Source organism: Leucobacter sp. VD1 (assembly GCF_037150695.1).
GTDB lineage: Bacteria > Actinomycetota > Actinomycetes > Actinomycetales > Microbacteriaceae > Leucobacter.
The window spans coordinates 979,077-991,303 of the sequence record NZ_JBBCPO010000001.1 but is presented as its reverse complement, the minus strand read 5'-3'; the positions used below and the strand labels follow the sequence as shown (position 1 = coordinate 991,303).

14 protein-coding genes are annotated in these 12,227 nt (G+C 67.0%); 6 read left to right on the top strand and 8 right to left on the bottom strand.

Annotated features, from left to right (window positions below; genetic code table 11):
* Both WFL22_RS04615 and WFL22_RS04610 read right to left on the bottom strand, forming a co-directional pair.
* A complete protein-coding gene (locus WFL22_RS04615; RefSeq protein ID WP_024355846.1) occupies nucleotides 1-249 on the bottom strand; it encodes a type B 50S ribosomal protein L31 in 249 nt (82 codons plus the stop codon).
* Nucleotides 250-387: 138 nt separating this feature from the next.
* Nucleotides 388-1,173 carry an ABC transporter ATP-binding protein gene (locus tag WFL22_RS04610; protein WP_336991660.1) on the bottom strand — a complete coding sequence of 262 codons (786 nt, stop codon included), beginning with the start codon at nucleotides 1,171-1,173 and terminating at the stop codon, nucleotides 388-390.
* A 24-nt stretch (nucleotides 1,174-1,197) separates the two neighbouring features.
* Between WFL22_RS04610 and serB the strand changes: the two genes are divergently transcribed.
* Complete coding sequence (gene serB / locus WFL22_RS04605; protein WP_336991659.1) at nucleotides 1,198-1,836, top strand: phosphoserine phosphatase SerB; 639 nt, start codon at nucleotides 1,198-1,200, stop codon at nucleotides 1,834-1,836.
* A gap of 80 nt (nucleotides 1,837-1,916) precedes the next feature.
* On the opposite strand, the gene fabG is transcribed toward serB, so the two are convergent.
* Nucleotides 1,917-2,627, bottom strand: a complete 711-nt coding sequence (gene fabG, locus WFL22_RS04600; RefSeq protein WP_336650915.1) for a 3-oxoacyl-ACP reductase FabG — start codon at nucleotides 2,625-2,627, stop codon at nucleotides 1,917-1,919.
* 96 nt (nucleotides 2,628-2,723) lie between these two features.
* On the opposite strand from fabG, the gene WFL22_RS04595 reads away from it, so the two are divergent.
* The 5 genes from WFL22_RS04595 to WFL22_RS04575 all read left to right on the top strand — a co-directional run bounded on the left by WFL22_RS04595 (nucleotide 2,724) and on the right by WFL22_RS04575 (nucleotide 5,805).
* Nucleotides 2,724-3,128, top strand: a complete 405-nt coding sequence (locus tag WFL22_RS04595; RefSeq protein ID WP_336650916.1) for a DUF3099 domain-containing protein — start codon at nucleotides 2,724-2,726, stop codon at nucleotides 3,126-3,128.
* Entirely contained in the window at nucleotides 3,125-3,370 is a 246-nt protein-coding gene (locus WFL22_RS04590; protein WP_336650917.1) for a hypothetical protein, read from the top strand. The genes WFL22_RS04595 and WFL22_RS04590 overlap by 4 nt, the downstream gene beginning before the upstream one ends.
* On the top strand, nucleotides 3,363-4,232 hold the full coding sequence (locus WFL22_RS04585) for an SURF1 family cytochrome oxidase biogenesis protein (RefSeq protein ID WP_336650918.1): 870 nt from the start codon (nucleotides 3,363-3,365) through the stop codon (nucleotides 4,230-4,232). Before WFL22_RS04590 ends, WFL22_RS04585 begins: the two co-directional genes overlap by 8 nt.
* Before the next feature lie 37 nt (nucleotides 4,233-4,269).
* Nucleotides 4,270-5,166 carry a cutinase family protein gene (locus tag WFL22_RS04580; RefSeq protein WP_336991658.1) on the top strand — a complete coding sequence of 299 codons (897 nt, stop codon included), beginning with the start codon at nucleotides 4,270-4,272 and terminating at the stop codon, nucleotides 5,164-5,166.
* 141 nt (nucleotides 5,167-5,307) lie between these two features.
* On the top strand, nucleotides 5,308-5,805 hold the full coding sequence (locus WFL22_RS04575; RefSeq protein WP_336991656.1) for a hypothetical protein: 498 nt from the start codon (nucleotides 5,308-5,310) through the stop codon (nucleotides 5,803-5,805).
* 36 nt (nucleotides 5,806-5,841) lie between these two features.
* Here WFL22_RS04575 and WFL22_RS04570 read toward each other — a convergent pair whose 3' ends face one another.
* From WFL22_RS04570 to zwf, 5 genes are all read right to left on the bottom strand, one after another.
* Entirely contained in the window at nucleotides 5,842-7,440 is a 1,599-nt protein-coding gene (locus WFL22_RS04570) for an ABC-F family ATP-binding cassette domain-containing protein (RefSeq protein ID WP_336650921.1), read from the bottom strand.
* 135 nt (nucleotides 7,441-7,575) lie between these two features.
* The gene (pgl, locus tag WFL22_RS04565; protein ID WP_336991655.1) at nucleotides 7,576-8,310 is read right to left on the bottom strand and encodes a 6-phosphogluconolactonase; all 735 of its coding nucleotides are present in this window, start codon (nucleotides 8,308-8,310) and stop codon (nucleotides 7,576-7,578) included.
* Nucleotides 8,310-9,761, bottom strand: a complete 1,452-nt coding sequence (gndA, locus tag WFL22_RS04560; protein WP_336991654.1) for an NADP-dependent phosphogluconate dehydrogenase — start codon at nucleotides 9,759-9,761, stop codon at nucleotides 8,310-8,312. The genes pgl and gndA overlap by 1 nt, the downstream gene beginning before the upstream one ends.
* Nucleotides 9,758-10,690 carry a glucose-6-phosphate dehydrogenase assembly protein OpcA gene (locus WFL22_RS04555; protein WP_336991652.1) on the bottom strand — a complete coding sequence of 311 codons (933 nt, stop codon included), beginning with the start codon at nucleotides 10,688-10,690 and terminating at the stop codon, nucleotides 9,758-9,760. Before WFL22_RS04555 ends, gndA begins: the two co-directional genes overlap by 4 nt.
* The gene (gene zwf, locus WFL22_RS04550; RefSeq protein ID WP_336991650.1) at nucleotides 10,687-12,216 is read right to left on the bottom strand and encodes a glucose-6-phosphate dehydrogenase; all 1,530 of its coding nucleotides are present in this window, start codon (nucleotides 12,214-12,216) and stop codon (nucleotides 10,687-10,689) included. Before zwf ends, WFL22_RS04555 begins: the two co-directional genes overlap by 4 nt.
* Nucleotides 12,217-12,227 lie beyond the last annotated feature (11 nt).

The following is a 12,227-nucleotide window of genomic DNA, read 5'->3' as shown; positions in this document are numbered from 1 at the left end:
TTAGGCGCCGAAGCCCTTGAAGCGCTGGTTGAACTTCTCGACGCGACCGGCCGAGTCCATGATGCGCTGCTTGCCCGTGTAGAAGGGGTGCGAGGCGCTGGAGATTTCGACGTCGATGACGGGGTAGGTGGCGCCGTCAAGCTCGATGGTCTTTTCGCTGGTGAGCGTCGAGCGCGTGAGGAACGTCTCTCCCGAGGCGAGGTCGCGGAAGACGATTGCGTTGTACTCGGGGTGGATTTCGGTCTTCATGAGTGTTCCTTATATTGCCTTGGAGTGGGCGTGTAACAGCACGCCCTGAGGTCTTGGGATTGGCGGATCGATCCGCACCAAAGAACCACTTTACCAGAACACCCCAAATTCGGGTGTGACGGGCTTCGGGCGTGGCGCTTACGGCTTGGCGGTGGCGGCGTAGCGGCCGTTCGAGACGCTGAGGTCAAAGGGCATGCCGAAGGTGGCTTCGAGGTTTGCCGCGGTGAGGGTTTCGGCGATGGGGCCGGCGGCCTGCACGTGACCGTCGCGCAGCAGCAGAGCGTGGGTGAACCCCGGGGGCACTTCTTCGACGTGGTGAGTGACCATGATCATGGCAGGCGAGTGGGGTGACTGGGCGAAGCCGGAGAGCATCTGCAGCAGCCGCTCGCGCGCGCCGAGGTCGAGGCTCGCGCTCGGCTCGTCGAGCAGCAGCATCTCAGGGTCGGTCATCACAGCGCGGGCGATCAGTGCGCGCTTACGCTCCCCGTCGCTCAGCGTGCCGAAGGCCCGGTCGACGTAGTCGGCAAGATCCCACTCGCTCAGGATGCGTTCGGCTTGGCGCACGTCGACGTCGTCGTACTGCTCGTTCCAGCGCCCCTCGACGCCGTAGGCGGCGGTGAGTACGATATCGCGCACGGTCTCAGAGGCGGGCAGGCGGTTTCCGGTCGCCGAGGAGACGAAGCCGATGCGGTTGCGCAGCTCGAAGATGTCGACGCGCCCGAGGCGCTGATCGAGCACCTCGACCGAGCCCGTGGTGGGATAGTCGTTCGCAGTGGCGAGCTTCATGAGCGTGGTCTTGCCGGCGCCGTTCGGGCCGAGGATGACCCATCGTTCCGAGTCCTGGACTGCCCAGTCGATCCCGGAGAGGATCGGGCGGCGGTCGCGCACGTAGGTGACATCGCTGAATCGGAGCACGTTGACCATAGGCACAAGCCTAGACTGGATCGCATGACCCTTTCACCGCTTGTTGTGCTCGATTGCGACTCCACCACCATTCAGGATGAGGTGATCGAGTTGCTCGCCGAGGCTGCGGGCAGCCGAGATCAGGTGGCAGAGGTGACGGAGCGCGCGATGCGCGGCGAGCTTGACTTCGCCGAAAGTCTCGCCGAGCGGGTTTCGACCCTGCAGGGCACCGCTGAGACGGTGTTCGCACAGGCCTACGGTCGGGTGCGCCTCTCCCCCGGTATTCGTGAGCTTATTGCGGCGGTGCACGAGCGCGGCGGCAAAGTGGGTGTGGTCTCCGGCGGCTTCCACGAGGTGCTTGATCCGCTCGCCGAAGATCTGGGGCTCGACTTCTGGCGCGCGAACAGGCTTGAGGTGATTGATGGTCACCTGACCGGGCGCACGGTGGGGCCGGTGATCGATGCGGCTGCGAAGGCGGCGGCGCTGCGCGAGTGGGCTGAGGCAAGCGGGATCCCGCTCACGGCGACCATCGCGATCGGCGATGGTGCGAACGACCTCGAGATGATGGGCGTTGCGGCGATCGGCGTCGGTTACAACGCCAAGCCGGTGGTGCAGGATCGCGCCGATGTTTCCATCACCGATGATCTGGCGCTCGCGATCCCGCTGCTCGACCGCCTGGCCTGATCCGCCATCTCATACATATGTGAGGGCCTGCCGATTCAGCATGAATCAGCAGGCCCTCACATATGCGGTGAGCTGCGAGCTCAGTGCCCCATGCCGAGGCCGCCGTCGACGGGAATGACGGCGCCCGAGATGTAGGCTGCGTCGTCGCCCGCGAGGAATGAGGCGGCGCCTGCGATCTCGGCGACCTGGCCGAAACGGTTCGCGGGGATGTTCGCGAGGTACTGCTGCTGCTGCTCTTCGGGCAGCGAAGCCGTCATGTCGGTTTCGATGAAGCCCGGGGCGATGACGTTGGCGGTGATGTTGCGGGCGCCGAGCTCGCGAGTGAGCGAGCGGGCGAAGCCGACGAGGGCCGCCTTCGACGAGGAGTAGTTGATCTGCCCAGGCGATCCGTACAGTCCAACGACGGAGGAGATGAGGATCACGCGGCCGAAGCGGCCCTTGAGCAGGCCCTTCGCAGCGCGCTTCACGACGCGGAAGGTGCCGGTGAGGTTCGTGTCGATGACGGAGGTGAAGTCTTCCTCTGACATGCGCAGCAGCAGGGTGTCGCGCGTGATGCCCGCGTTCGCGACGACCACCTCGACGGGGCCGAGCTGCGCTTCGATCTCGGTGAAGGCGGCGTCGATCGATGCTGCGTCGGTCATTTCGGCGCGCACCGTGAGGGAGCCTTCGGGCCCCTCGCCCGAGCGGGCGGTGACGGCGACGCGGTGGCCATCGGCGATCATGCGTTCGGCGATTGCGTAGCCGATGCCGCGGTTGCCGCCCGTGACGAGTACGGTGCGCGAGGTGCTCATAGGGGTCCTTCCGTCAAAACTGGACCCCAGCCTATTGCATGTGAGCGCGGTCACAGCGGGACGGCGTAGGCTGGTGCGGTACTGAGGAAAGGGCGCATGGCGAAGAGCTACAGTGTGACATCGGCTGGGGTGAATCCGGCTGAGGATCGCGCGCACCGCATGCGCATGTATTTCATTGCGATGAGTTTGCGCGTGGCGTGCGTGACCTCGTTGATCTGGGTGCGCGGCTGGTGGGTGCTGCTCGCGGCAGCTGGGGCCGTGTTCTTGCCGTGGTTCGCGGTGATGGTGGGTAACGCTGTCGCGCACGATGGCGGGCAGGCTCCCGACGCTCCCGAGCCGTTGATGCTTGAGGGTGCAAGCGCTGACACGCCGGCAGAGGCACCGTCTGAGACGCTGCTCGTCATCGATGTAGAACCTGAGCGCCGCGCCTCGACTCCTGCTGATGGGAATGCGGATCCCGTCCGTCGAGACGCAGACGACTCCTCCGGCGGCATCGCGTGACCGCCGCGACGCCGTCGGGCCTGACGCTGGGCGGTGCCCCGCAGCACCGCTTCGAGTGCTCCCGGGCTGCGTGTCGAGACGAGGCGGTGTGGGCGATTCTGTGGCGCAATCCGAAGATCCATACCGCTGACCGTCGAAAGACGTGGCTCGCCTGCGAGGCGCACCTTGATACTCTGCGCGACTTCCTTGCGGCGCGCGATTTTCCTCTTGAGACTCGGGCGATTGGTGAGCTTGATGAGTGACAGCACTCCTGTGGGGTGGAGCTTTTTGCGGTCGAGCCGGTGGATCGGCTATTTCGCGATGCTCGTGATTTTTTCGATTGCGTGCGTGTTCCTGGGTAATTGGCAGTTCGAGCGCCGGGCCGAGGCTCGCGCCGAGATCGACCGTATCGACGCGAACTACGATGCCCCTGCGGTGCCGCTCTCCGATGAGCTGCCCGACCCGGCAGCGTTCGATGAGAACGCGCAGAAGTGGCGCACTGTCGAGGCCGTGGGTGAGTATGTGGGCGACCCCTATCTTGCGCGCAACCGGCCGGGGCGCGAGGGTGTTGGGTCGAATGTGATCCAGGCGCTGCGCACTGACGATGGTCGGGTGTTCTTCGTGGATCGCGGCTGGGTGCCGATCGACGGCCACGAAGCCGAGACCGGAGGCATTGCGCCGGAGGAGCTGCCTGAGCCGCCGAGCGGCGAGGTGCGGGTGGAGGCCCGCCTGCGTGCCTCAGAGCCGGCCATTCCTGGCCGCACCTCGGCGGGTCGCACCGTCGCGAGTATCGAGCTGCCCGAGCTGGCGCGCTTGACGGGCACCGAGGGCGAGGCCTACACGGGCGCGTACGGGATGCTCGTCACGGAGACGCCTGCGGGTGAACACGGCGTGCTGCCGGCGAAGCCGGAACGCGATGAGGGGCCGCACCTCTCCTACGCTCTGCAGTGGTATGTCTTCATTGTGATTGCTTGCATCGGCGTCGCTTACGCCGCGCGCCGCGAGTACCGCGGGCTCAACCCCGACAGCAGCGCGGTGCGGGAACAGGATCGCCGCAGTGCCGAGCGCCGCCGCCGCCGCGGGCCGAGCGACGCCGAGGAGGAAGACGCCCTGATCGGCGGCTGACGCTCCGCAAGTCGGGCTATTCTGGAGTGTGGTTTTAGTGAGTTCTTCCCAACGCTTTGCGGCCCTCGGCGCGATGGGCGCCATCGCCCTGGGCGCGGTTGCGCTGCTGGCAGGCTGCGCCGCCCCCATCGATCCGAGTGCGGCACGCGAATCCCTCACCGAGGTGACCGAGAATCCGACGCCTCCGGTGGCGGCCGAACTGTACGATGCCGCACTGCACCCCGACCCGATCGTCGATCCGCGCGACTGCACCGCAGTGCTCGTGGTCACCGCGCGCGGCACCGGGGAGCCCTCCAAAGGGCAGTTGCTTTCACCAGTGGCTCGGGCGATTGCGAAGGCGAAGCCCAAAGATGTTGATGTGCTCGACCTCGACTACCCCGCCGACGGCGACGTGAACGAGGGCGGCACGCTGGGAGCGCGAACGCTCATCGACACCCTCAATGTGCAGGCCGAGGCCTGCCCCGAGCAGCGTTTTGTGCTGCTCGGGTACTCGCAGGGCGCTTTCGTGATCGGTGATGCGCTGTCGGTGCCGGAGGCGCGACTCGTCGGCGGCACCGTCGGTTCTGTGTCGGAGGCGGCGGCGGAGCGGGTGCTCGCAATCGTCTTCTACGGGGATCCGAGATTCGTCGGCAGCGAGCCCTTCAACGTCGGCAGCTTCGATCCGACAGCGAACGGACTGCTCCCCCGAGCTCCCGGCACCCTTGACGCCTTCGCCGATCGTCTGCGCGACTACTGCGTTGCCCGAGACTTCATCTGCCAGAGCGGCAGTCTCGACCTCGACGAGTCGGGCCACGTCGAGTATTTCAGCAACGGGATGCAGCAGGATGGCGCTGCCTTCGTGCTCGCACAGCTCGATACGCTTGCCGAGCGCGATCGTTCAGCCGGTGTGGGTGGCGACGTTGTGGAGCCCCCGCAGGCGAATCCCACGCCGTGATGCGCGGATCCGGTTGCCAGCGGGCGCAGAGGCGTTGACCCCGGGCGCTCCGTTGCGTACCGGGCGTTTCGGCCGCAGAGGCGGCAGCCCTACTCTCGAAGCGTGTGCCCGCACCGTGGCGGGTGCCGTGAGGAGGCGACCGTGTCGAGTACCGGCAGTCAGTACGACCACCTGTTCGTGAAGCACATGCCCGTCTGCGGGCCCGACGACTTCAACAATGAGGGCGAGGCCGCCGAACTCGAGCCGCCGAAGAACCTCGGCGAGCCGAACTGGCTCGTGCACGCGGGGCTCGTGCCAGATGCCAAGATCAACATGACCCACATCTGGATCCACGAGACCGAGGTGCCCGAACTGTGGGTGGTGCCGCATGTGCACGACTACGACGAGATCCTCATCTGGACGGGCGGCGATCCCGACAACCCGCACGACCTCGGGGCCGAGATCTACATGGATATCGCTGGCGAGCGCCACACGATCACCACCTCGGGCTGCGTGTACATCCCCGCGGGCGTCGAGCACTGCCCGCTCGGCTTCACCCGGGTGGATCGCCCCTTCCGCTTCAGCGCGCTCTCGCTGGCCCCGCACTACGTGTCAGACCGCGAGGAGCGGGCGGCGGAGCGGGCCGGCGAAGCCGGATGATCCGCCACCCGAGCTGAGAACCGCGAGACCCGAAGCTCAAGCGAGCTCGATGAGCTCCAGGTACTCCTTCGACCAGTGATCCTCGGTGGCCTCAGGCATGATGAGCACCCGCTCAGGGTTGAGCGCCTCGACAGCCCCAGGATCGTGCGAAACCAGAATCACCGCACCCGTGAAGTGCGCGAGCGCATCAAGGATCTCAGCACGGCTGGCGGGATCGAGGTTGTTCGTGGGCTCATCGAGCAGCAGCACATTGGCGCTCGACACCACCAGCATGGCGAGCGCCAGGCGCGTCTTCTCGCCGCCTGACAGCACCCCGGCGGGCTTGAGCACATCATCACCGGTGAAGAGGAACGAACCCAGCACCCGTCGCGCCTCAGTCTCGGTGAGATGCTGCGACACCGAAACCATGTTCTGCAGCACGCTCGCGCGCACATCAAGCGTTTCGTGCTCCTGCGCGTAATAGCCCACCTTGAGGCCGTGGCCGGCGATGATCTCACCGGTGTCGGGCTCATCGACCTGCGCGAGCAGGCGCAGCAACGTGGTCTTGCCGGCGCCGTTGAGGCCCAGCACCACCACCTTCGAACCGCGGTCGACCGCGAGATCGACACCCGCGAAAATCTCGAGCGAGCCGAAGGACTTCGAGAGCCCCTGCGCCATAATCGGAGTCTTGCCACACGGCGCCGGATCGGGGAAGCGCAGCTTGGCCACGCGATCCACCTGACGCTCATCTTCAAGACTCGAGAGCATTTTCTCGGCGCGCGCCACCATCTGGTGCGCTGCAGCCGCCTTCGACGCCTTCGCACCGAACTTCGCTGCCTGCTCCTTCAGCGCCGACGCCTTCTTCTCGACGTTCGTGCGCTCCTTGCGGCGACGCTCCTCATCGGCGGCGCGCTGCCGCAGGTACAGCTTCCAGTTCATGTTGTAGACATCGATGACCTGGCGGTTCGCATCGAGGTAGAACACCCTGTTGACGGTCTCCCCCACGAGGTCAATGTCGTGGGAGATGATGATGCAGCCGCCCTTGTAGTTCTTGAGGAACTCGCGCAGCCACACGATCGAATCGGCGTCGAGGTGGTTGGTCGGCTCATCGAGGATCATCGTGTCGGCATCGCTGAACAGGATGCGGGCGAGCTCGATACGGCGGCGCTGGCCACCGGAGAGCGTCTTCAATGGCTGGTCGAGCACCCGATCGGGTAGGCCGAGGTTGTTGGAGATCGAGGCAGCCTCCGACTCGGCCGCGTAGCCTCCGAGCGCGTGAAAACGGTCGGTGAGGTTACCGAAGCGCTTCATGGCTTTCTCCGCCACCGCTGGGTCTTCGGAGGCCATGTCTTCGGTGGCCTGTGCGATGTTCTTCGTGAGCGTGCCGAGACCGCGGGCGTCGAGGATGCGGTGCCTGGCGATCTGCTCAGGATCACCGGTGCGGGGATCCTGCGGCAAGAAGCCCAACTCGCCTGACACGGTGACCTTGCCCTCCGCAGCCTGCAGCTCACCCGAGAGCGTGCGGGTAAGTGTGGTCTTACCAGCACCGTTACGGCCCACAAGCCCGATCTTGTCACCCGGATTCACGCGGAAGGTGACGCCCTCCATGAGGCGTCGCGCGCCGACGTCGATCGCGAGGTCTTCGACGGTGATCATGCTGGGCGGCTCCTAGGACTGACCGGCGGGGCCGGCTGGCTGGTGGACAACCTCACTAGTCTACTCGGCAGCAGCCGCAGAAGGCTCAGAGTGTGTCGAGTGGGGCGTTGGCACGGGTGTTGCGCAGAGGCGCGCTCAGTGAGCCCCGTCTGATCCGGTCGTGAGGCCCAGTGCTGCGGTGTCGGCCCAGAGCACGGTCTCGCTCCGGCCAGTGAGACGCGCGGCGGGCGGCAGCGGCTCTGATCCGCCAAGCACAGCCAGCACCGCCTCGGCCTTGCCCTCCCCCGCTGCGAGCAACCACGAGCGTTCGGCCCGGTTCAACGCCGAAAGCGACAGGGTGACCCGCTCAGGCGGAGCTTTCGGTGAATCGCGTACCGGCAGCGTCTCCGCCTCTTCGTCGCCGAGCAGCAGCTCAGAACTGCCCGGAAACAGCGAGGCGACGTGGCCGTCCTCTCCCACGCCGCTGAGCTGCACATCGATGCGCGGCACCCGCGCCACCGTTTCGGCGTAGGCCGCGGCCGCCGCATCGAGACTCATCCCCGAATCGGATGCGGCGACACGGTGCACGAGCGTCGGGTCAGTATCGACAGCGGCGAACAGCGACTCATCGGCAAGCCGATCGTTGCGGTCGGCGTGCCCGGCCGGCACCCAGCGCTCATCGCCCCAGAGAAAGCGCACCCGACTCCAGTCGACGGTATTGCGGTCGCGATGGTCACGCACGGCGAGCAACACCTGCGCTCCTGCGCGCCCTCCGGTGAGCACGATGCAGGGCACCGCACCAGCGCGCTGCCGCTCGCGGCACACCGCGATGAGCCCGCTCGCGACAACCTCGCCGAGCGCGGGCAGGTCAGTGACCCGCTCGACGCGCACTACCGCTGCACCTCGCTGCGATCCCCCGACCACAGCGTGTGGAAGCTACCCGGCCTGTCGACGCGGCGATACGTGTGGGCGCCGAAGAAGTCGCGCTGCCCCTGAATGAGAGCGGCGGGCAGCCGTTCGGCGCGCAGCCCGTCGTAGTAGGCCAGCGACGATGAGAACGCGGGGGCCGGAATACCGGCCGCGGTCGCAGCGATCACCACCCGCCGCCAGGCCGCCTGGCCCCGGCTCAACGCCTCGGCGAAGTAGGGCGCCGACATCAGCAGCGGCAGCTCAGGCTGCTCGCCGTAGGCCTCGGCGATGCGACCGAGAAACTGCGCGCGGATGATGCAGCCCGCCCGCCAGATGCGCGACACTGCGCCGAGGTCGATACTCCAACCGTACTCAGCGGCGCCGGCACGGATCTCGTCAAACCCCTGCGAGTAGGCCACGATCTTCGAAGCGTAGAGCGCTTGGCGCACGTCTTCGATGAAGGCTGCTTCGTTGTCTGATGCCCAAGCTTCGTCTGGGCCAGGCAACTGCGCCGCCGCGGCACGCTGCTCGGGGTGCGAGGAGAGTGAGCGCGCGAACGTAGCCTCGGCGATCCCGGAGACGGGCACGCCGAGCGACAGCGCCGTCTGCACGGTCCAGGCGCCGGTGCCCTTCGCCCCGGCCTGGTCGAGGATCACGTCGACGAGCGGCCGACCGGTGTCGGCATCGATCTGCCGCAGCACCTCGGCGGTGATCTCGATGAGGTACGACTCGAGCTCGCCGCGGTTCCACTCGGCGAAGACGTCGGCAATGTCGGCCGGGCTCTTCCCGGTGCCGCGGCGGATCAGATCGTAGGCCTCGGCGATCAGCTGCATATCGGCGTACTCGATGCCGTTGTGCACCATCTTCACAAAGTGGCCGGCGCCGTCGTGGCCGATGTGGGTGACGCAGGGCTCGCCATCGGCGACGGCGGCGATGGAGGTGAGGATCGGGCCGAGCGTCGTCCAGGCCTCATCGGATCCGCCCGGCATGATGCTGGGACCCAGCAGGGCACCCTCCTCGCCGCCCGAGATGCCGGCACCCACGAAGTTGATGCCGGTGTCGCGCACGGCGCGCTCGCGGCGGATCGTGTCGGGGAAAAACGCGTTGCCTCCGTCGACGATGATGTCGCCTGGCTCGAACACCTCGACAAGCGCGTCGATCACGGCATCGGTTGCCGCCCCCGCCTGCACCATGATGATGGCAGTGCGCGGCCTCGTGAGGCTCGCTGCGAACTGCTCGTAGCTGTGCGCTGGCACGAAGCCCGCCTCGGGGTGCTCCGAAACGAGGGCGTCGGTGCGCTCGCGGCTGCGGTTGAGCACCGCCACAGTGTTGCCCTCGCGGCTCGCCAAGTTGCGGGCGAGGTTCGCCCCCATCACGGCGAGGCCGACGACCCCGATGTTCGCCGTGGCTTCGGTCGCTGCTGCTGTGGTCACCGCTGGGGCTCCGTTCGATCGTTGGCGTCAAGCTGTCGCATCACGCGGCCGTATATCTCGTCTTCATCGAGGATTCTGAGTTCTTCGGCCAGGCACTCACGCAGGGTGCGGCGCGGCAGCGAGATCTCATGTTGGGGCTGGCCCGGCTGTCGCAGCACTGCCTGTGCTGGCGCGACACGCTCCAGCACGGCGTCGCCCGAGGCGCGGCGCAGCGTGACCGAGCGCACGCCCTCGATCGAGGGCACTTCGTGGTGCAGGCGGCACTCCGTGGGCACCTGCAGCATGAGCCCGAGCCACGTGGCGAGCAGACGAGTTGAAGGAGAGTCGGCGCCGCCGAGCACTTCCACCGAGGTGACCGGGTCAAACGGCGGCTGGTCGAGGATCGCGGCCAGGTACTCGCGCCACCGGGTGAGACGGGTCCAAGCGAGGTCGGTGTCGCCAGCCGCGTACCCGGAGGTGCGGGCGGAGAAGATGTCGGCGGAGGATGCGGCGCTGTCGGTGATGCGGCGCTGCGCGATGCGGCCGAGCGGATGTGCGCCGGGTTCGTGCGGGGCCTCACGCGGCCACCAGACGACCACGGGCGCGTCTGGCAGTAGTAGCCCGGTGACGAGGCTTTCGATACCGCTGCACACCTCGCCGTAGGCGCGCAGCACCACGACATCGCTGGCGCCGGCATCTGCCCCCACACGAATCTCGGCGTCGAGACGGGGCGCGGCTGCGTCAGGGTTCGCGACGAGCACGATGACACGCATTGGGTGCTCGCTCGACGCATGATTCGCGGCCTCGACCACAGTTTCGTCGATGGGGTCTGAGGTGGCGATGATGAGGGTCAGCACCCGACCGAGCGCAGACACGCCGCCCTCGAGACGCATCGCGACCAGACGCCTAGCAACGGCGCTCACCGTGGTGTTGGGGAGCTGTTCGATCACGGACGCCTCCAGCTTCGGCCGTCGCGGGCCAGCAGATCGTTCGCGGAATCGGGGCCCCACGAACCGGGGGTGTACTGCTCGGGGGCGCGGCTCTCCGCTGACCAGAACTCCTCAATGGGATCGAGGATCCGCCACGACAGCTCCACCTCGGCCTGCCGCGGAAAGAGCGGAGCATCACCGAGCAGCACGTCGAGAATGAGCCGCTCGTAGGCTTCCGGGCTTGCCTCGGTGAAGGCGTGGCCGTAGCCGAAGTCCATAGTCACGTCGCGCACGCGCGTGCCTGTGCCCGGAACCTTCGCGTCGAAGCGCATCATGATGCCCTCGTCTGGCTGCACCCTGATCACGAGCGCGTTCGATCCCTGGTCGCTGCCGTGCGCCTTTGCGAACAGCTCCCCCGCTTCACGGCGGAACACCACGGCGATCTCGGTTACGCGGCGGCCGAGTCGCTTGCCGGTGCGCAGGTAGAACGGCACATCAGACCAGCGACGGGTGTTGACGAACAGTTTCATCGCGGCGTACGTCTCGGTGCGGGAAGCGGGATCCATGCCTTCCTCTTCGAGGAAGCCGCGCACTAGTTCGCCGCCCTGCCAGCCGCCGGCGTACTGGCCGCGCGCGGTCGCCGTGGCGAGATCGTCGGGCAGTCGCACCGCTTCAAGCACCTTCTCTTTCTCAGCGCGCAGGTGGTCGGCGCTGAGCGAGATCGGCTCCTCCATCGCGGTGAGCGCGAGCAACTGCAAGAGGTGGTTCTGGATCACATCGCGGGCGGCACCCACGCCGTCGTAGTAGCCGGCGCGGCCGCCCACGCCGATGTCTTCGGCCATGGTGATTTGCACGTGGTCGACGTAGTTGCGGTTCCAGATCGGCTCGTACATCGAGTTCGCGAACCGCAGCGAGAGAATGTTCTGCACCGTCTCTTTGCCGAGGTAGTGGTCGATGCGAAAGATCGAGTCGGCGGGAAAGGCTGACTCCAAGGTCTCGTTGAGTTCGAGCGCCGACTGCAGGTCTTGCCCGAAGGGCTTCTCGATAATGACGCGGCGCCAGCGCTGGTCGTCGACGGTGCGGTCGACGAGGCCGGAGCTGCTGAGGTGGTGAGCCACCTCGGGGAACGACTTCGGCGGGATCGACAGGTAGAAAGCGTGGTTGCCCATCGTGCCGCGTTCGCTGTCGAGCGCGTCGACGGTCTCGCGTAGGCGAACGTAGGCATCAGGGTCATCGAAGCGCCCCTGCACGAAGCGGATCCCCTCGGCAAGCTGCCGCCAGGTGGCCTCGCGGAAGGGGGTGCGCGCGTGCTTGCGCACGGCGTCGTGCACGATCTCCGCGAAGTCGCGGTCGGCCCAGTCACGTCGGCTGAAGCCCACGAGCGCGAAGCCCGGCGGCAGCAGGCCGCGGTTGGCAAGGTCGTACACCGCGGGCATGAGCTTCTTGCGCGATAGGTCACCGGTGACCCCGAAAATAACGAGCGCGCTCGGCCCGGCGATCCGATTGAGGCGGGGATCGCCGGGCGAGCGCAGCGGGTTGTGGGGCACGATGGTGGGGC

Excerpts from the sequence above, each read along its gene's own strand:
- WFL22_RS04615 (WP_024355846.1), bottom strand. The coding sequence starts at position 249 with ATGAAGACCGAAATCCACCCCGAGTACAACGCAATCGTCTTCCGCGAC.
- fabG (WP_336650915.1), bottom strand. The coding sequence starts at position 2,627 with ATGAGCACCTCGCGCACCGTACTCGTCACGGGCGGCAACCGCGGCATC.
- WFL22_RS04610 (WP_336991660.1), bottom strand. The coding sequence starts at position 1,173 with ATGGTCAACGTGCTCCGATTCAGCGATGTCACCTACGTGCGCGACCGC.
- WFL22_RS04570 (WP_336650921.1), bottom strand. The coding sequence starts at position 7,440 with ATGATCACCGTCGAAGACCTCGCGATCGACGTCGGCGCGCGACGCCTC.
- WFL22_RS04585 (WP_336650918.1), top strand. The coding sequence starts at position 3,363 with ATGAGTGACAGCACTCCTGTGGGGTGGAGCTTTTTGCGGTCGAGCCGG.
- serB (WP_336991659.1), top strand. The coding sequence starts at position 1,198 with ATGACCCTTTCACCGCTTGTTGTGCTCGATTGCGACTCCACCACCATT.
- WFL22_RS04595 (WP_336650916.1), top strand. The coding sequence starts at position 2,724 with ATGGCGAAGAGCTACAGTGTGACATCGGCTGGGGTGAATCCGGCTGAG.